The organism is uncultured Pseudomonas sp. (assembly GCF_913777995.1).
Classification (GTDB): Bacteria; Pseudomonadota; Gammaproteobacteria; order Pseudomonadales; family Pseudomonadaceae; genus Aquipseudomonas.
Genome location: NZ_CAJYVE010000042.1, coordinates 82,114 through 100,709, shown reverse-complemented (window position 1 = coordinate 100,709; position 18,596 = coordinate 82,114). Strand labels below are relative to the sequence as shown.

The following is an 18,596-nucleotide window of genomic DNA, read 5'->3' as shown; positions in this document are numbered from 1 at the left end:
GCCCCCGTTGCGCGTTATGATTCAAGTCACGCGTCCGATGCTGTCGCCTGGCTTGAGCCAGGCGCTGCCGTTCGCGTCGGGTCGCCGTCGTACTGGTCGTTAAATGAGATGTTCGCGCTGTTGCGCAGGAATTAGAGCGTTTTGAAGAAATCCACTCCAGCACCCGCACCTGCGGCTGTCCCCCTCTGGCGACAGCAGCTGCACTATCGACTCAAGGAAGGGGCACTGATCGCCTTCGGCTTCCTGTGCCTGTACCTGATCATGGCCCTGCTGACCTATGACCAGAGCGATCCGGGCTGGAGCCACACCAGCAGCAACGGCGCCCAGGTGCAGAATGCCGCCGGCCGCGCCGGTGCCTTCAGTGCCGACATCCTGTTCATGGTCCTGGGCTACTTTGCCTATATCTTCCCGCTGTTACTGGGCATCAAGGCCTGGCAGGTGTTCCGCCAGCGTCACGAGCCCTGGCAATGGAGCGGCTGGCTGTTCTCCTGGCGCCTGATCGGCCTGGTGTTCCTGGTATTGGCCGGTGCCGCGCTGGCGCATATCCACTTCCATTTCGCCGCCGGCTTTCCCGGTTCGGCGGGCGGTGTGCTGGGCGAGGTGCTCGGCGACCTGGCCAAACGCGCACTGAACATCCAGGGCAGCACCTTGCTGTTCATCGCCTTGTTCCTGTTTGGCCTCACCGTGTTCACCGACCTTTCCTGGTTCAAGGTCATGGACGTCACCGGCAAGATCACCCTGGATCTTTTCGAGTTGCTGCAAGGCGCCGTGAGCCGCTGGTGGGTGGCGCGGGTCGAGCGTCGCAACATGGTGGTCAAGCTGCGCGAAGTCGACCTGCAACTCGAAGACGAACGCCACGAGCCCAAGGCCTCTGCGCGCCGCGAGCCGGCCCTGGGTGCCCGTGACAAGGTCTTCGAACGCGAACAGCCACCGGTCGCCAAGCCTGCGCCTGCCGCACCGGTTGCCGCGCCAGCCGCCAAGCCCGTCGCGGAGCCGCGCGACAAGACCGCTCCGGCGATCATTCCACCGACCCCGGCCAAGGCTCCGGAGCCGAGCAACCGGGTGATGAAGGAAAAGCAGGCGCCGCTGTTCGTCGACAGCGCCGTGGAAGGCACCTTGCCGCCTTTGTCGATCCTCGACCCGGTGGAAAAGAAAGCCCTCAGCTATTCGCCGGAATCCCTCGATGCAGTGGGCAAGCTGCTGGAAATCAAGCTCAAGGAGTTCGGCGTCGAAGTGACGGTGGACTCCATCCATCCCGGCCCGGTGATTACCCGCTACGAGATCCAGCCGGCGGCCGGCGTGAAGGTCAGCCGTATCGCCAACCTGGCCAAGGACCTGGCGCGTTCGCTGGCGGTGACCAGTGTGCGGGTGGTCGAGGTGATCCCCGGCAAGACCACCGTGGGTATCGAGATTCCCAACGAAGACCGGCAGATCGTGCGTTTCTCGGAAGTGCTTTCCACGCCCGAGTACGACAGCGCCAAGTCGCCGGTCACCCTGGCCCTGGGCCATGACATCGGTGGCCGACCGGTCATCACCGACCTGGCCAAGATGCCGCACCTGCTGGTGGCCGGTACCACCGGTTCCGGTAAGTCGGTGGGGGTCAACGCCATGATCCTGTCGATCCTGTTCAAGTCCAAGCCCGAAGATGCGCGGCTGATCATGATCGACCCGAAGATGCTCGAACTGTCGATCTACGAAGGCATTCCGCACCTGCTGTGCCCGGTGGTCACCGACATGAAGGACGCCGCTAATGCGCTGCGCTGGAGCGTCGCCGAGATGGAGCGGCGCTACAAGCTGATGGCGGCCATGGGCGTGCGTAACCTGGCCGGCTTCAACCGCAAGATCAAGGACGCCGAAGAGGCCGGTACACCGGTCAGCGACCCGTTGTACCGCCGTGAAAGCATCCACGACGAGGCGCCGTTGCTCAGCACCCTGCCGACCATCGTGGTGGTGGTCGACGAATTCGCCGACATGATGATGATCGTCGGCAAGAAGGTCGAAGAACTCATCGCGCGGATCGCCCAGAAGGCGCGGGCCGCCGGGATCCACCTGATCCTCGCTACCCAGCGTCCATCGGTGGACGTGATCACCGGTCTGATCAAGGCCAACATCCCGACCCGCATGGCGTTCCAGGTGTCGAGCAAGATCGACTCGCGGACCATCATCGACCAGGGCGGCGCCGAACAGCTGCTCGGTCACGGTGACATGCTCTACATGCCGCCGGGCACCAGCCTGCCGATCCGCGTCCATGGTGCCTTCGTCTCCGATGACGAGGTGCATCGCGTGGTTGAGGCCTGGAAAATGCGCGGCACCCCCGACTACAACGACGACATCCTCTCCGGTGTCGAAGAGGCCGGCAGCGGCTTCGAGGGTGGCGGCGGCGGAGGCGACGGCGATGACAGCGAGAGCGACGCCCTGTATGACGAGGCGGTCAATTTCGTGCTGGAGAGCCGTCGGGCATCGATTTCAGCTGTGCAGCGCAAGCTCAAGATCGGCTATAACCGCGCGGCGCGGATGATCGAGGCCATGGAAATGGCCGGTGTGGTCACCCCCATGAACTCCAACGGCTCGCGTGAAGTGATCGCCCCGGCGCCGATGCGCGATTGATCCCTGGGTTTCAATGGCGATGCCGTGTATCGTGCATCGCCGCCCTTACAGCGAATTCAAAGAGGACCCCCATGCGTCTTATCCGCATGTTTCTCGCCACTGCTCTGACTCTTTCCGCCGTGACCGCCCATGCCGATGGCAAGGACGTGGCGCGCCTGACCCAACTGCTGGAAAAATCCCAGACTCTCAGCGGGCGTTTCTCGCAGATGACCCTCGACGGCGGCGGCACCCAGTTGCAGGAAGCCCAGGGCAGCATGATTCTGCAGCGTCCCGGCCAGTTCAACTGGCATACCGACCCACCCCAGGAACAACTGATGGTCTCCGACGGCAAGAAGGTCACCCTCTGGGACCCGGACCTGCAGCAGGTGACCATCAAGACGCTCGACCAGCGCCTGACCCAGACCCCGGCGTTGCTGTTGTCCGGCGACGTGTCGAAGATCAGTGAAAGCTTCGACATCACCTCCAAGGAGGCCGGTGGTGTAGTCGACTTCGTGCTCAAGCCCAAGACCAAGGACAGCCTGTTCGATAACCTGCGCCTGTCGTTCCGTAATGGCCTGATCAACGACATGCAACTAGTGGACAACGTCGGCCAGCGCACCAATATCCTGTTCACCGGCGTCAAGGCCAACGAACCGGTGCCCGCCGGCAAGTTCCAGTTCCAGATTCCCAAGGGCGCCGACGTCATTCAGGAATAACACCGCGGATCATGGACCTGTTCAGTCGTGAACCCATCGCCCAGCCCCTGGCCGCACGCTTGCGCGCCACCAACCTGGACGAGTACGTGGGCCAGGAACATGTCCTGGCCCACGGCAAGCCGTTGCGTGAGGCGCTGGAGCAGGGCGCCCTGCATTCGATGATCTTCTGGGGGCCGCCCGGGGTGGGCAAGACCACCCTGGCCAGGCTGCTGGCCAAGGTTTCCGATGCGCATTTCGAGACCGTCTCGGCGGTGCTGGCGGGTGTCAAGGAAATCCGCCAGGCCGTCGAAGTGGCCAAGCAGCAGGCGGCGCAGTACGGTCGGCGCACCATTCTGTTCGTCGACGAGGTCCATCGCTTCAACAAGTCCCAGCAGGACGCCTTCCTGCCGTATGTCGAAGACGGCACGCTGATCTTCATTGGCGCAACCACCGAGAATCCCTCCTTCGAGCTGAACAACGCGCTGCTGTCACGCGCCCGCGTCTATGTGCTCAAGAGCCTGGACGAAGCGGCCCTGCGCAAGCTGGTGCAGCGTGCCCTGACCGAAGAGCGGGGCTTGGGCGGGCGGCATCTGAGCCTGTCCGATGAAGGCTTCGCCACGCTCATGGCTGCCGCCGACGGGGACGGTCGGCGCATGCTCAACCTGCTGGAGAATGCCGCCGACCTGGCCGAAGATGGCAGCGAGATCGGCACTGAAATGCTCAACAGCCTGTTGGGCGACAGCCGCCGACGCTTCGACAAGGGCGGCGAGGCCTTTTACGACCAGATTTCCGCCCTGCACAAGTCGATCCGTGGTTCCAATCCCGATGCCGCGCTGTACTGGTTCGCGCGCATGATCGACGGCGGTTGTGACCCTTTGTACCTGGCGCGCCGGGTGGTGCGCATGGCCAGCGAGGACATCGGCAACGCCGATCCGCGTGCCTTGCCTCTGTGCATGTCGGCCTGGGATGTGCAGGAACGCCTGGGCAGCCCGGAAGGCGAGCTGGCGGTGGCGCAGGCCATCGTCTACCTGGCTTGCGCGCCGAAGAGCAACGCCGTGTACATGGCCTTCAAGGCGGCCATGGCCGATGCCGCCGCGAACGGTTCGCTGGAGGTGCCGCTGCACCTGCGCAACGCACCCACCAAGCTGATGAAGCAACTGGGCTATGGCGAGGAGTACCGCTACGCCCATGACGAACCGGACGCTTACGCCGCCGGTGAGGACTACTTCCCCGAAGACCTCGAGCCGCGCCAGTACTACCAACCGGTGCCCCGCGGGCTGGAAATGAAGATCGGCGAAAAGCTTCGTCATCTGGGGGCGCTGGATGCCGCCAGCCCTCGGCAGCGGAGAAAATCATGATTCAGACCATTCTGGCGGTGTCGATTGCCGGCATCGCTGGTACATTACTGCGTTTCGCGACCGGCAACTGGGTCAACGCCCGCTGGCCGCAGCACTTCTACACGGCGACCCTGGCGGTGAACATCGTCGGTTGCCTGATCATCGGCGTGCTGTATGGCCTGTTCCTGATCCGTCCGGAAGTGCCGGTCGAGGTGCGCGCCGGCCTGATCGTCGGTTTCGTAGGTGGTCTGACGACCTTTTCATCCTTTTCACTGGATACGCTGCGCCTGCTGGAAAGCGGGCAGGTCCCGCTGGCCCTGGGCTATGCCGGCATCAGCGTGTTCGGCGGCCTGCTCGCAACCTGGGTAGGCCTGACATTGACCCGACTTTGATAGACGAGAGAACGATATGCTCGATTCCAAACTGTTACGGACGCAACTTCAGGACGTAGCGGATCGCCTGGCCTCCCGTGGTTTCACCCTGGACGTGGCGCGCATCGAAGCGCTGGAAGCTCAGCGCAAGGTGGTCCAGACCCGCACCGAACAGCTGCAGGCCGAGCGTAACGCCCGTTCCAAGTCCATCGGCCAGGCCAAGCAGCGCGGCGAAGACATCGCGCCGCTGATGGCTGACGTCGAGCGCATGGGCAATGAGCTGTCCGCCGGCAAGGTCGAGCTGGACAACATCCAGGCCGAGCTGGACGGCATTCTGCTGACCATTCCCAACCTGCCCGACGCTTCCGTGCCGGTCGGGGAAGACGAAGACGGCAACGTCGAAGTGCGCCGCTGGGGCACGCCGGCCAGCTTCGACTTCCCGGTCCAGGACCACGTGACCCTGGGCGAGAAGTTCGGCTGGCTGGACTTCGAGACCGCCGCCAAGCTGTCTGGCGCGCGTTTCGCATTGCTGCGTGGCCCCATCGCCCGTCTGCACCGCGCCCTGGCGCAGTTCATGATCAACCTGCACATCAACGAGCACGGCTACGAGGAAACCTACACCCCGTACCTGGTGCAGGCACCGGCCCTGCAGGGCACCGGCCAGTTGCCCAAGTTCGAAGAAGATCTGTTCAAGATCGGCCGCGATGGCGAAGCCGACCTGTACCTGATCCCCACCGCCGAAGTGTCGCTGACCAACATCGTCTCCGGGCAGATTCTCGACGCCAAGCAACTCCCGCTGAAGTTCGTTGCCCACACCCCGTGCTTCCGTAGCGAAGCCGGTGCTTCGGGGCGTGACACCCGCGGCATGATCCGCCAGCACCAGTTCGACAAGGTCGAGATGGTCAAGGTAGTGGCGCCGCACGAGTCGATGAACGAGCTGGAATCGCTGACCGCCAATGCCGAGCGCGTCCTGCAACTGCTGGAGCTGCCGTACCGGGTCCTGGCGCTGTGCACTGGCGACATGGGCTTCAGCGCAGTGAAGACCTACGACCTGGAAGTCTGGGTCCCCAGCCAGGACAAATACCGCGAAATTTCCTCCTGCTCGAACTGCGGCGATTTCCAGGCGCGACGCATGCAGGCGCGCTGGCGCAACCCGGAAACCGGCAAGCCGGAACTGGTCCATACCCTCAACGGTTCGGGCCTGGCAGTTGGTCGTACCCTGGTCGCGGTGCTGGAGAACTACCAGCAGGCCGACGGTTCGATTCGCGTACCGGAAGTGCTCAAACCCTACATGGGCGGCCTTGAGGTCATCGGCTAAATGGAATTCCTGCCACTGTTCCATAACCTGCGTGGCAGCTGGGTCCTGGTGGTGGGCGGCGGCGAGATCGCCTTGCGCAAGTCGCGCCTGCTGGCCGACGCAGGTGCGCTGTTGCGGGTCGTTGCTCCGCAGGTCGAAGCCCAGTTGCAAGAGCTGGTCGCAGGCAGTGGCGGGGAAATCCGCCCGCGCGGCTACCAGGAGACCGACCTGGACGATTGTGTACTGGTCATCGCCGCAACCGACGACGAGCCGCTCAACGCCCAGGTGTCCGCCGACGCCCGGCGTCGCGGCATGCCGGTCAACGTGGTGGACGCGCCGGCGCTGTGCAGCGTGATCTTCCCGGCCATCGTCGACCGCTCGCCGCTGGTCATCGCGGTGTCCAGCGGCGGCGATGCGCCGGTGCTGGCGCGGCTGATCCGCGCCAAGCTGGAAACCTGGATCCCCTCCACCTATGGGCAACTGGCTGGCCTGGCGGCGCGCTTTCGCCATCGGGTCAAGCAGCTGTACCCGGATGTGCAGCAACGTCGCGCGTTCTGGGAAGAGGTGTTCCAGGGGCCGATCGCTGATCGGCAGCTGGCCGGGCAGGGGGCCGAAGCCGAACGCCTGTTGCAGGCCAAGGTGGATGGCGAGCCGCCCCACGCGCCGGGCGAGGTTTACCTGGTCGGTGCCGGCCCTGGCGACCCGGACCTGCTGACCTTCCGCGCCCTGCGCTTGATGCAGCAGGCTGATGTGGTGCTCTACGACCGCCTGGTGGCGCCAGCGATTCTAGAGCTGTGCCGTCGCGATGCCGAGCGCGTCTATGTGGGCAAGCGGCGTGCCGACCATGCCGTGCCGCAGGATCAGATCAACCAGCAATTGGTCGACCTGGCCCGCCAGGGCAAGCGCGTCGTGCGCCTCAAGGGTGGCGACCCGTTCATCTTCGGCCGTGGTGGCGAAGAGATCGAAGAACTGGCAGCGCATGGCATTCCGTTCCAGGTCGTGCCGGGCATCACCGCCGCCAGTGGCTGTGCAGCCTACGCCGGCATTCCCCTGACTCATCGTGACTATGCGCAGTCAGTGCGCTTCATCACGGGACACCTGAAGAACAACACCAGCGACCTGCCCTGGAGCGACCTGGTTGCCCCGGCGCAGACGCTGGTGTTCTACATGGGCCTGGTGGGCTTGCCGACCATCTGCGAACAGCTGATCGCCCACGGGCGTGCCGCTGACACCCCGGCGGCACTGGTGCAGCAGGGCACCACGACCAACCAGCGGGTGTTTACCGGCACCCTGGCCAACCTGCCGCAACTGGTCGCCGAGCACGAAGTGCATGCGCCGACCCTGGTGATTGTTGGCGAGGTGGTAGTGCTGCGCGAAAAACTGGCGTGGTTCGAAGGCGCTCAGGCTGATCTGCCAGCCCTGTAGCCTGTCTGGCAGGACCGCCCATCCAAGCCCTGGAAGCGAGGCCGCTCGCTCCCAGGGCTTTTTTCATTGCCAGATGCCTTTGCCTGGCAGGCGTTCACGGTCGTGGGCCTGGGTGAAATCCTGCTGCGGTCCTTTGGGCACCACGCCGGTCGGGTTGATGGTGCGGTGGCTGCCATAGTAGTGGTGCTTGATGTGCTGGAAGTCCACGGTCTGCGCCACGCCCGGCCACTGGTACAGCTCCCGCAACCAATGGCTCAGGTTCGGGTAGTCACTGATGCGCCGCAGGTTGCACTTGAAGTGGCCGTGGTAAACCGCGTCGAAGCGGATCAGCGTGGTGAACAGGCGAATGTCAGCCTCGGTCAGGTATTCCCCGCTCAGGTAGCGTTGCGTGCCCAGTAGCTGTTCCAACTCGTCGAGCTTGGCGAACAGCTGGTCGAACGCTTCTTCGTAGGCGCCCTGCGAGGTGGCGAAGCCGGCGCGATACACACCGTTGTTGACGTTCGGGTAGATCTGCTCGTTGAGCGCGTCGATCTGCGTGCGCAGTGGCTCAGGGTAGAGGTCCAGGGGGTTGCCGGTCAGGCCGTCGAACGCGGAGTTGAACATGCGGATGATCTCCGCCGACTCGTTGCTGACGATGCGCTGGGTCTTTTTGTCCCACAGCACCGGCACCGTGACCCGCCCGGTGTAATGCGGGTCGTCCCGAGTGTAGCGCTGGTGCATGAACTGCAGGTTGTCGAGGGCGTCGCCGGACGAGCCGGTGGCGGTATCGAAGGTCCAGCCGTTCTCCAGCATCAGCCAACTGACCACCGACACGTCGATGAGCTTTTCCAGGCCCTTGAGCTGGCGCACGATCAGCGTGCGATGCGCCCAGGGGCAGGCCAGCGAAACATACAGGTGGTAGCGCCCGGCTTCGGCAGCGAAACCGCCCTGTCCGGAAGGCCCCGGCGCGCCGTCGGCGGTCACCCAGCTGCGGCGCTGCGCGCTCTCGCGCTGGAATGCGCCGTCTTTGGTTTCATACCACTGGTCGTGCCAGCGCCCTTCGATCAGCAAGCCCATGATGGTCTCCGTTTCCATAGTGGTTCATTGGAGACCAGTCTAAAGGCCATGGTTCGAACTAAAAGTGCAAATACTGGCCGCTATCTATCGAATCAGGCGATAGATAGGGCATTGCGGTCGCGCCTGTCCCAGAACTGCCGGGCCTGCTCGAATGCTGCGTCCCGCTCGACACCCAGGCCGCGCAAGGCCAGCGCCATGGTCGCCAGCAGTGCCAGGCTGCCGTAACTGTCTTCGACTTCACCACGCCAGAACGCTACCAGGTGGGCAGGTTCCAGACTGGCGGGCTTGACGTGGCGCCGTTCGGCCAGCGCCGGCCACTCTTCGTCCCAGTCCGCCCCGGCCGTGGTGCCATACAGGTGGCTGATGGTGTCGGGGTTGACCTCGATTTCGCCGCCGTCGCCCTTGATGACGATGGCGTGGTCACCCAGCAGCCGGCTCGCTTCGCGATGCACGGCCTGGTAGCCGGGGTGGAAGATGCTTTGCAGACCGCAGCGTGCCTGGAGCGGGTTGAGCACCCGGGCCAGGGAGTGGATCGGCGAACGCAGGCCGAGCGTGTTGCGCAGGTCGATCATGCGCTGCAGCGGTGGTGCCCAGTCGCTCAGGGGGATGAACGCCAGATGGCGCTGCTGCATGGCGGCCTGCACCGCACCCCAACCACGGCACAGGGGAATGTCCAGTAGCTCCAGCAACTGCTCGGTGTACAGTCGCCCGGCGGTGTGTGCGCCGCCGCCATGCAGCAGCACACGCACGCCGTTGTCGGCCAGGCAGCGGGCCGCCAGCAGGTACCAGGGCAGATGGCGTTTCTTGCCGGCATAGGTGGGCCAGTCGATGTCGACGTCAATGGCTGGGGCGTTCAGGCGCTGGCGCACGGCCTCGGTGAAACCGGCCAGTTCCTCCGGGCTTTCTTCCTTGTGACGCAGCAGCATCAGGAAGGCGCCGAGCTGTGCCTCTTCGACCTGTTCGTCGAGCAGCATGCCCATGGCTTCACGGGCTTCTTCGCGGGTCAGGCCACGGGCGCCGCGCTTGCCCTTGCCAAGAATGCGCACGAACTGCGCAAAGGGATGCTCGGCGGGCGTTTCGGTGACGAGGGGGCGGTGGTCGGTCATATGCAGTTGGTCGGCTTGGGCAGGCCTGCCAGGCGCGCAGCCAGCTTGGCGGGGCGGCCGTTGAACAGGCGGTTGAGATACTGGCTGTTGCCCTTTTCCGGGCCCAGCTTGAGGGCAGCGTACTTGATCAGCGGGCGGGTGGCGGGCGAGAGCTGGAATTCGGCGTAGAAGTCGCGCAGCAACTGCAGCACTTCCACGTGCTCGTCGGCGAAGGCGATGTCTTCTTCGGCGGCCAGGGCGCGTGCCACCTCCAGTGACCAGTCGTCGAGGTTCTCCAGAAAACCGTCCTGGTCCAGCGGGACCTGGCGGCCGGCAACGGTAAGCGCATTCATAGCCAGGTGTTCACCTTGTCGAAGCGGATGGACAACGCGACGAAGCCGGGATAATCCACCGCGCGGGCCGTGGCGGGCAAGGCAAGGCCTCGCGCGGCGCGGTCTTCTTCGAGGATGAACAGTCGTTCGCCCAGCGCCAGCAGTACGGCATCGGGCTGGCTCAGGGCATAGGTGGCGTCGCCGCACAGCAGCACGGCGTCTGCTTCGCCCAGCACGCGCAGGCAACTGGCCAGGCGGCTGTCGGCGAAGGGGGAGTGGGATACAACGTGCAAGGTCGCCATCAGATCGTAATCACCTGGTCGTAACGGGCAATGAGCGCGGCGATGTCGGCACCACTGGCCAGCGGCTCGATGGCCTCGTCCAGCGTTGCGGCACAAATGCCGCGTTGCTGCAGGCTGTGGCCGCAGGCATACAGCTCTTCGACACCGAACATCGGCAGGGCCTTGAGATTGGCGGTGACGTCCTTCTGCTGCACGGCGCCGGCTGTCTGGCCGGCCTGCAGTTGGAACACGCCATCGTCGAGAAACAGCAGGGCGACCGGCAGGTCGAAGGCGCCGGCGGCCAGGACGATGTCCAGCGCTTCACGCGCTCCGGGGCCTGACCAGGGCGCCTGGCGGCTGATGATCAACAGGGATTTGCTCACCTTACGGCCCTCCGAAGCAGACCACCCGGTCTGCTGCCTGTACGGCATCATGCAATTGCCCCAGCCCGGACAGCTCCCAGCCGGGCATCAGGTTGCCGGCCTGGCGCTGGTAGCGCGTGGCTTCCTGGTCGTTGATCACGCCGCGGCGCAGACCGGCAGCGATGCACACCACGCCATCCAGCGCGTTGTGGGTGATGAAGTCATGCCACTGGCGTGGCAGGTCCTGTTCGTCCTGAGGCGTCACGACGGTGCTGGCAGCGTTGTAGACGCCATCCTGGTAGAAGAACAGCCGTACGATCTGGTGCCCGCCGTCCAGCACCGCCTGGGCGAACAGCAGGGCGCGGCGCGACGAGGGATCATGCGGCGCGGAAAAAACGGAAATGGCGAACTTCATGGCGGGCCCGGTGGTTGTCACAGGCCGCCATGATAAAGAATTCGAGGCCCTGCGTGTGAGAACCGGCGCGGCGCTGCGGGCTTGCCTGGCGCACCGGCTGGCACCGCAGCGCGGCTGAAGCGCTCCCTGTCCTGGCGAGGGAGCGGTAGGACCGGCTTCAGCCAGGATTGGCCTATGCGCCCTCTACGGGCATCTGCAACAGCGCAGCGCCCAGGCATTTGCCGTGGGCGTCCAGGGCCAGGGAGCGGGTGACGCCGCCGCGCAGCAGGCCGGGCAAGACGAAATTCAGCGCGTGCAGCTGTGGCAGTTCATAGCGCTGCACCGGCCCGGCGCTGGCGTCGCGAAGATGAGCGAACCAGGCCTCGACCCGCTCGGCGGTCAACGCCTTTTCCAGGGTCGGATAGTCCTCGGCCTTGAAGGCGATCACCGAGATGTTCGACGTATCGCCCTTGTCACCGGTTCGGGTGTGGGCGAGCTGATGCAAGATGACAGTCATGGGCTTACCTGCAGATCGACATGGGCAATGGCCTGCTCGCGTGGCAGATACAGGCTGGCCACGGCCAGCACCTCGCGCACCTGGCGCGTGGCACCGCCACCGCCCGCCGGGCCGTTGGTGTAAAGGGTCTCGACCTCATTGGCGAGGGCCTGGGCCAGTTCGCGGGTCGCGCAACGCCCGGTGACGCGCAGACGCACCTCCCAGGGTTCGGCCGTCTGGCCGAACGTGCTGCCGTGCAACGAGTCGACGCCCAGCAGTTCGCAACGCAGCTCTTGCACCTGCACCCCGCTCAGCGCCAGGCGCTGCTCGACGATCTGCCCGGCCAGGCGCGCCCGAGCCACGGCATTGGGGCCGCCATAGGACATCTGTCCTTCGCCGATCCAGCCATCGCGATAACCGACCGTCACTTTCAGGTGTTCAGGGCGCTCGCGACCATTGGCGCCACTGACCGCGATACGGTCAGCAGCGACCGGGGTGAAGGTGACCGCGGAAAAGTCGGCGGTGACATCCGGGGTGAGGTAGCGGCGCGGGTCATGCACTTCATACAGCAACTGTTCGGTACAAGTCGCCACGTCGATGCGCCCACCGCTACCGGCCACCTTGGTGATCTGCGCATGACCGTCGCGGTCGATCTCGGCGAGGGGAAAGCCCAGGCGGGCCAGGTCAGGCACGTCCTTGACCCCAGGGTCGGCGAAATAGCCGCCGCTGACCTGCCCGGCGCACTCGAGCAGGTGGCCGGTCAGCGTGCCGCGTCCGCGCCGCAGCCAGTCATCGGCGGCCCAGCCAAAGGCATGCGCCTGCGCAGCGAGAAACAGCGATGGGTCGGCCACGCGGCCGGTGATGATCACATCGGCATCCAGCTCCAGGGCCTGGACGATACCTTCGATGCCCAGGTAGGCATTGGCCGAAACCAGGCGCTCGCCCAGCTCGGCCACCTTCAGACCGTTGTCCAGCGTCCACGCGGGGTGGGCGCGCAGGGTGGCGAGCACGTCGTCGCCCTCCACGGCGGCGACCTTCAGGCCATGCAGGCCCAGTTCGCTGGCGATTTCCAGCACCTTGCGCATGGCCCCACGGGGGTTGGCCGCGCCCATGTTGGTGATGATGCGCAGGCGTCGGCCGCCCTGGCGCAGGTAGGGCAGAACGGCGCGCATGCGGGTGGCCAGCAGCGGGTCGTAGCCGGCCAGCGGGTCGGCCAGGCGAGCCTGCTGGGCCAGCGCGATGGTGCGCTCGGCCAGGCATTCGAAGATCAGGTAGTCAAGCTCGCCGTGGCGGGCCAGCTCCACGGCAGGTTCGAGGCGGTCACCGGAGTAGCCGGCCCCGGCGCCGATACGCAATGGGGTCATGTTCAGAACACTCCAAATGCCAGTGCTGCGAGGGTCATCAGCACCGAGGCGGCAAACAGGAAGGGCAAGGTAAAGCGCTGGTGGTCGGCGAGCTCCAGCTTGCACAGACCGACCAGCAGGAAGGTCGCGGGTGTCAGCGGGCTGACGGGAAAACCGGTGGTGTGTACGCCCAGCAGCGAAGCCTGCGCCACTTGCACCGGGTCCACACCCAGCGAACGGCCGACTTCAGCGATCACCGGCATGACGCCGAAGTAGAACGAATCAGGATCGAACAGCAGGCTCAGCGGCATCGAGATGAAACCCACCACGGCCGGAATCAGGCTGCCGTGCCCCGGCGGAATCTGCTGCACGGCCACTTCGGCCATGGCCTTGAGCATGCCGGTGCCCTGCATGATGCCGGTGAACACCCCGGCGGCCAGGAGAATGCTCGCCATGGTCAGCGCGGTCTTGGCGTGAGCGTCGATGCGCTGGCGTTGCTGATCCACATTGGGGTAGTTCAGGCACAGCGCCGCCACGGTGCCGAGCATGAACATCACCACCGGGTCGACCCAGCCGGCAATCATCACCGCCATCACCACGATGGACAGCGTCAGGTTCAGCCAGAACTTGCCTGGCTGGCGCAGGCTCTGCTCTTCCGGCGTCAATACGCGCTGCGGTGCAGCGGCCTGGCTGCCAGCGGTCAGGCCCAGACGCTTCTCCTCGCGCCAGCCCAGCCACCAGGCACTGGCGAAGACGAAGGTCAGGCCCACCAGTTGCACCGGGATCAGCGGCTGGAACAGATCGGCGACGGGAACGTGCAAGGCCGCCGACGAACGCAGCACCGGGCCGGTCCAGGGCAGGAAATTCACCCCGGCGGCCATAGCCGCCACGCAGGCCAGTATGCGCCGGTCGATGCCCAGCCGCGTATACAGCGGCAGCATCGCCGGGACCGTGACCAGAAAGGTCACTGCCCCGGAGCCGTCCAGGTGCACCAGCAAAGCGAGCAGGGCGGTGCCGCAGACGATCCGGGTCGGGCGCGTGCCCACGGCGCGCAGGATGCGGTCGATGATCGGGTCGAGCATGCCGGCGTCGGTCATCACCCCGAAGAACAGGATGGCGAAGATGAACATGCCCACCACCGGTGCCACGTTCTTGATACCGGTGAGAATGAAACCGCTGGTCTGCAGACCGAAGCCGGCCAGCAAGGCGGCGGCCACGGGTAGCGCGATCAGCGCCACCAGGGGGGAGAGACGCTTGCTCATCACGGCGACGAGCAGGCAGAGAATCGTGATGACGCCGTAAAGCGCAAGCATGGGGACACTCCGGATTGTTTTTGTTGTTGTGCCGAGTATCGGGAACGGGCGAATTGCCTGTAAATTGCAATTACCTGGTGGTCACATTCGAAAAAATTAAATGAAGAATGCCCTGCAGCACATTCGTGCCTTTCTTGCCGTGGTGCATCGTGGCAATTTCGCCCGCGCCGCCGACGACCTGCACCTTTCGCCCTCGGCGCTGACCGTGCAGATTCGCCAGCTCGAAGGCTGGCTGGGCATCAGCCTGCTGGAGCGCAGCCCGCGCCACGTCGAGCTGACCGCCGCCGGCCGCGAAGCGCTGCCGGCCATGGAAAAGCTGCTGCTGGATTTCGCCAACATCGTCAACGCCGGGCAGGGGCTGGCTGCGCTGCGCCGCGGGGTGGTGAGTGTCGCCGCGCTGCCTTCGCTGTGCTCCAGTGCTCTGCCTGAATGCCTGGCGGTGTTCCGCGGCGAGTTTCCCGGCATCGAAGTGCGCCTGCGCGACGTCGTGGCTGATCGTATCTGCGAGCTGGTGCGTGATGGCGATGTCGACTTCGGGCTCGGAGTGCGACCGCGTATGGTCCATGGGCTGGATTTCCAGACGCTGATGCAGGACCGCCTGTGCCTGTTCGTGCCCATCGGCCACCCGCTGGCCGATGGCACCCTGACGCTGGCCGACCTCGACGACCAGCCGATGATATTGACGGGGCGTGACAGCAGCGTGCGGGTGCAGATCGAGCAGGTGTTTCAGCTCGGTGGCTTGGCGTTGCGCCCGGTGCTGGAGGCCAACTACATGTCGACGGTGCTTGCCCTGGTGCGCAACGGCCTGGGAATCGCCTTGCTGCCCGAGTCCGCTGACGATGGCGACCCGCGCCTGGTACGGCGGCACCTGAGCGAACCGGGTCTGGCGCGCGAGCTTGGGGTGATCACCCGCCAGGGCTACGGGTTGTCGCCAGCGGCCTTGCGTCTGGTGGAATGCCTGGAGGAACTGTCGAACGCCGAGCCTGTGCCAGACAAGACAAGGCCCTGAATGTCCAGGACCTTTTACCGGCTGTTTTCAATCGCTCGCTGATCAGGTCTTGAAGCGACCGACCAGCGTTTGCAGGTGCGTCCCGAGGCGCGCCAGCTCGACGCTCGAAGCGGCCGTTTCATCACTGGCGGCAGAGGTCTGTTCGGACAGCTGGCGCACATTCAGCACGCTGCGATTGATCTCGTCAGCCACCGCGCTCTGTTGTTCGGAGGCGGTGGCAATCTGCAGGTTCATCGATTCAATGGTGGCCACCGAACGGGTAATGCTCAGCAGCGAGGTGCCGGTGCGACGCGTCAGCTCGACGCTGTTGCCGGTCAGCGCGCGGCTCTTGTCGAGAGCTTCGGCGACCTGCTCGGTGCGCCGGTGCAGGCTGCTGATCAGCGCCTCGATCTCCTCGGTGGACATCTGCGTGCGTTGCGCCAGGCTGCGCACTTCATCGGCGACCACGGCAAAACCGCGCCCGGCCTCACCGGCCCGGGCCGCTTCGATGGCGGCGTTGAGGGCCAACAGGTTGGTCTGCTGGGCAACCGACTTGATCACATCCAGAACGCTGCCGATCTTGTCGCTTTCCTGCTTCAGCTCGGCCATGGCTGCCGTGGAGTTGCCGACCTCGGCATCCAGGTGGGTGATCTGCTCGATCGCCTGGTTCACCACTGCGTCGCTTTCGCGGGCGGCGTGTCCAGCGTTGACTGCCGCGCTCGAAGCCTGTTCGGCACTGCGCGCCACCTCCTGCACGGTCGTGGCCATCTCGTTCATGGCCGTGGCCACCTGATCGGTCTCGAGTTTCTGGCTGTTCACCCCGGCGCTGGTCTGCTTGGTCACGGCTGACAATTGTTCGGCGGCACTGGCGATCTGCACGACACCGTCGCGCAGGCCGCCAATCAGCTCGCGCAAGCTAACGGTCATGCGTTGCATGCTGGTCTGCAGCAGGCCCAGCTCATCGCGGCGTGATACACGTATGTCCTGGCTGAGATTGCCCTCAGCGACCCGTTCGGCAATCTGCAGTACCTCTTTCAAGGGCGTGACGATCAGGCGACTGATCAGCCACGAAGCCAGGATGCCGAACAGCAAGGCCAGCACGGTAGCGCCCAGCAGGCGTTCGTTGGCTGTCTTGAGTTCGTCGTCGCGCTTCTGGGACTGGCTTTCCAGCAAGTGACCGGTGCTGGCGAACACATTCTGGATGTCGGTATCCAGCGCCGCTTTGGCCTGGTTGTACTGCGCGTCGTTGTGTTCCTGGGTGGCACGCACGAAGTCCTGGAAATGACTGCGGTAACTGCGCAAGGCCGTGGCTGCTTCAGTGGCGGCACGCTGATTGGCTGGGTCTGCAAAGACTTTGCCCAATGTGGCGATGCCCGCATCGAGGTCATCCAGTATCTTGGTAACCTTGGCTGCACGCCCCTCGTCCGGGGTGATGGTATAGCTCAGCCGGGCAATCCGCAGGTCGCGCACGGTTTCGTTGATCTTGCCGATGTTGCTTAACCGGGTGCTGCGTTCACCCAGATCGCGCAAACCCTTCCAGCCCACCGCCGCAATCATCAGCGTCAGCAATAAAACCAGGGTGAACCCCAGAGCCAGCTTGGCCCTGACACTGATATCTCCCAACACGCTCTCAACTGAATTGAACATAGGCGTTACTCAAGGACTGGACTCAACTATCGGTAGGCACAATGAATCCTCAGCGGGTTGCAGAAGAGTCGCTGTGCCCGTTAAAAAAGTTGTCTGATGTCTTCGGCTGGCAGGAGCATCTTTCAGAGAAAAGCGCCGCGAAATGGGCGTTTGCCGTGTTTGAAGATGCGCACGCTTTGGGCCGTTCGTAACGATCGACCGGCCCTGCAGTTTCTGAACCAGCGAATAGTGCGGTTAACGCTAAAAGAATGCAGGGGTAAAAAACTATTTTTGTTCTGGATTTGATGTGGCGCACATTACGACCGCCACGTTCGGCCTGCCGTGGCGGCTTAGACAATAGTTTTTCCGTCTTAAAGGGCTGTGACAAACGCAAGACAACTAGCCAGCCCTTCGCTTGGCGAGATTTAGAACGTCGTGCATGCAATAAGCGCTTGGGGCTGTTGCGCGATGGCAGACGCTTTTGCTCGCAAGCTGGATCACCCATTTCGAAAGCCGGCCTGAGCCGCGCGCACGACCGGAGCCTGTCAAGGTGGCCATGAGCCTCATCCGGCGCTTGGCGAGGCCGGCCTGAAACCTGACCTGAGACGAGCACAAGGGCAGGGCGGGCAGACGCAAAAAAGCCCCGGAATACGGGGCTTTTCTGTCTGAATATGGCGGAGGCATAGAGATTCGAACTCTAGGACCTGTTACAGTCGGCAGTTTTCAAGACTGCTGCCTTAAACCACTCGGCCATACCTCCACTTTCGTTGCGGGCGCCATCATACCGGAATGTAACAAGCTGTCAAACACTGGGGCTGGAGCGGCTCGAAGGCTCTGTTATGATCTTTGCAACTTGTCATTTCAACAAGCTATCAACTGTGAGGAGCTTCGCCATGCGCGAACAGGATTACCTACTTAAAACCGGCGTGCAGGAAGCCGACCAGCTCGAGGTGAGTCGTGTCCTGCGCAATACCTACGGCCTCCTGGCCCTGACCCTGGCCTTCAGCGGTGTGATGGCCTTCGTCGCGCAGCAGATGCGCGTCGGCTACCCGAACATCTTCGTCGTGCTCATCGGCTTCTATGGGCTGTTCTTCCTGACCGCCAAGCTGCGCGACTCGGTCTGGGGTCTGGTGTCCACTTTCGCCCTGACCGGCTTCATGGGCTTCATCCTCGGCCCGATCCTCAACCGCTACCTGCAGATGAGCGGCGGCGCCGAAGTGGTCAGCTCGGCCTTCGCCATGACCGCCCTGGTGTTCGGTGGTCTGTCGGCCTACGTGCTGACCACCCGCAAGGACATGAGCTTCCTGAGTGGCTTCATCACCGCCGGTTTCTTCGTCCTGATGGGCGCCGTGCTGGCCGGTCTGTTCTTCAACATCAGTGGCCTGCAACTGGCGATCAGCGCCGGCTTCGTGCTGTTCTCCTCGGCCTGCATCCTGTTCCAGACCAGCGCCATCATCCATGGCGGTGAGCGGAACTACATCATGGCCACCATCAGCCTGTACGTGTCGATCTACAACCTGTTCGTCAGCCTGTTGCAGATCTTCGGCATCATGGGCCGCGACGACTGATCGCCGCGCTCCTGAAGTCAAAACAAAGCCCGCGTCAGCGG

18 protein-coding genes and 1 tRNA gene are annotated in these 18,596 nt (G+C 64.2%); 8 read left to right on the top strand and 11 right to left on the bottom strand.

The window, feature by feature from the left end; all coding sequences use genetic code 11:
- The first annotated feature begins 141 nt into the window (after positions 1 to 141).
- The 6 genes from QZ497_RS18595 (at position 142) to cysG (ending at position 7,711) form a co-directional block, all read left to right on the top strand.
- Positions 142 to 2,607, top strand: a complete 2,466-nt coding sequence (locus QZ497_RS18595; protein WP_295477703.1) for a DNA translocase FtsK — start codon at positions 142 to 144, stop codon at positions 2,605 to 2,607.
- 71 nt (positions 2,608 to 2,678) lie between these two features.
- Entirely contained in the window at positions 2,679 to 3,302 is a 624-nt protein-coding gene (gene lolA, locus QZ497_RS18590) for an outer membrane lipoprotein chaperone LolA (protein ID WP_295477700.1), read from the top strand.
- A gap of 11 nt (positions 3,303 to 3,313) precedes the next feature.
- The gene (locus tag QZ497_RS18585) at positions 3,314 to 4,639 is read left to right on the top strand and encodes a replication-associated recombination protein A (RefSeq protein ID WP_295477698.1); all 1,326 of its coding nucleotides are present in this window, start codon (positions 3,314 to 3,316) and stop codon (positions 4,637 to 4,639) included.
- Entirely contained in the window at positions 4,636 to 5,010 is a 375-nt protein-coding gene (gene crcB / locus QZ497_RS18580) for a fluoride efflux transporter CrcB (protein ID WP_295477695.1), read from the top strand. Before QZ497_RS18585 ends, crcB begins: the two co-directional genes overlap by 4 nt.
- Before the next feature lie 16 nt (positions 5,011 to 5,026).
- Positions 5,027 to 6,307 carry a serine--tRNA ligase gene (serS, locus tag QZ497_RS18575; RefSeq protein ID WP_295477692.1) on the top strand — a complete coding sequence of 427 codons (1,281 nt, stop codon included), beginning with the start codon at positions 5,027 to 5,029 and terminating at the stop codon, positions 6,305 to 6,307.
- Positions 6,308 to 7,711, top strand: coding sequence for a siroheme synthase CysG (gene cysG / locus QZ497_RS18570; protein ID WP_295477690.1), 1,404 nt, complete (start codon positions 6,308 to 6,310; stop codon positions 7,709 to 7,711). It begins immediately after the preceding gene.
- Positions 7,712 to 7,774: 63 nt separating this feature from the next.
- Here the strand turns inward: cysG and QZ497_RS18565 are convergent, their stop codons facing one another.
- The 9 genes from QZ497_RS18565 to QZ497_RS18525 all read right to left on the bottom strand — a co-directional run bounded on the left by QZ497_RS18565 (position 7,775) and on the right by QZ497_RS18525 (position 14,412).
- A complete protein-coding gene (locus QZ497_RS18565; protein ID WP_295477776.1) occupies positions 7,775 to 8,767 on the bottom strand; it encodes a glutathione S-transferase family protein in 993 nt (330 codons plus the stop codon).
- A 92-nt stretch (positions 8,768 to 8,859) separates the two neighbouring features.
- The gene (locus QZ497_RS18560) at positions 8,860 to 9,873 is read right to left on the bottom strand and encodes a glycosyl transferase family protein (RefSeq protein WP_295477687.1); all 1,014 of its coding nucleotides are present in this window, start codon (positions 9,871 to 9,873) and stop codon (positions 8,860 to 8,862) included.
- Positions 9,870 to 10,205 (bottom strand): TusE/DsrC/DsvC family sulfur relay protein, encoded by a 336-nt coding sequence (locus tag QZ497_RS18555; protein ID WP_295477684.1) that lies wholly within the window; start codon positions 10,203 to 10,205, stop codon positions 9,870 to 9,872. The genes QZ497_RS18560 and QZ497_RS18555 overlap by 4 nt, the downstream gene beginning before the upstream one ends.
- Entirely contained in the window at positions 10,202 to 10,486 is a 285-nt protein-coding gene (gene tusB / locus QZ497_RS18550) for a sulfurtransferase complex subunit TusB (RefSeq protein ID WP_295477682.1), read from the bottom strand. Before tusB ends, QZ497_RS18555 begins: the two co-directional genes overlap by 4 nt.
- Entirely contained in the window at positions 10,486 to 10,848 is a 363-nt protein-coding gene (tusC, locus tag QZ497_RS18545; protein ID WP_295477679.1) for a sulfurtransferase complex subunit TusC, read from the bottom strand. Before tusC ends, tusB begins: the two co-directional genes overlap by 1 nt.
- Position 10,849: 1 nt before the next feature.
- The gene (gene tusD, locus QZ497_RS18540; protein ID WP_295477676.1) at positions 10,850 to 11,242 is read right to left on the bottom strand and encodes a sulfurtransferase complex subunit TusD; all 393 of its coding nucleotides are present in this window, start codon (positions 11,240 to 11,242) and stop codon (positions 10,850 to 10,852) included.
- 172 nt (positions 11,243 to 11,414) lie between these two features.
- The gene (locus tag QZ497_RS18535; protein WP_295477673.1) at positions 11,415 to 11,738 is read right to left on the bottom strand and encodes a hypothetical protein; all 324 of its coding nucleotides are present in this window, start codon (positions 11,736 to 11,738) and stop codon (positions 11,415 to 11,417) included.
- Positions 11,735 to 13,081 (bottom strand): acyclic terpene utilization AtuA family protein, encoded by a 1,347-nt coding sequence (locus QZ497_RS18530; protein ID WP_295477670.1) that lies wholly within the window; start codon positions 13,079 to 13,081, stop codon positions 11,735 to 11,737. The genes QZ497_RS18535 and QZ497_RS18530 overlap by 4 nt, the downstream gene beginning before the upstream one ends.
- 2 nt (positions 13,082 to 13,083) lie before the next feature.
- Complete coding sequence (locus QZ497_RS18525; RefSeq protein ID WP_295477773.1) at positions 13,084 to 14,412, bottom strand: citrate:proton symporter; 1,329 nt, start codon at positions 14,410 to 14,412, stop codon at positions 13,084 to 13,086.
- A gap of 61 nt (positions 14,413 to 14,473) precedes the next feature.
- Here QZ497_RS18525 and QZ497_RS18520 point away from each other — a divergent pair, with 61 nt between their 5' ends.
- Positions 14,474 to 15,382 (top strand): LysR family transcriptional regulator, encoded by a 909-nt coding sequence (locus tag QZ497_RS18520; protein WP_295477667.1) that lies wholly within the window; start codon positions 14,474 to 14,476, stop codon positions 15,380 to 15,382.
- Positions 15,383 to 15,424: 42 nt separating this feature from the next.
- Here the strand turns inward: QZ497_RS18520 and QZ497_RS18515 are convergent, their stop codons facing one another.
- Entirely contained in the window at positions 15,425 to 17,008 is a 1,584-nt protein-coding gene (locus QZ497_RS18515) for a methyl-accepting chemotaxis protein (RefSeq protein ID WP_295477664.1), read from the bottom strand.
- 651 nt (positions 17,009 to 17,659) lie between these two features.
- A tRNA-Ser gene (locus QZ497_RS18510) sits at positions 17,660 to 17,747 on the bottom strand.
- Between the two features lie 133 nt (positions 17,748 to 17,880).
- On the opposite strand from QZ497_RS18510, the gene QZ497_RS18505 reads away from it, so the two are divergent.
- On the top strand, positions 17,881 to 18,555 hold the full coding sequence (locus QZ497_RS18505; RefSeq protein WP_295477661.1) for a Bax inhibitor-1/YccA family protein: 675 nt from the start codon (positions 17,881 to 17,883) through the stop codon (positions 18,553 to 18,555).
- Positions 18,556 to 18,596: the final 41 nt, after the last annotated feature.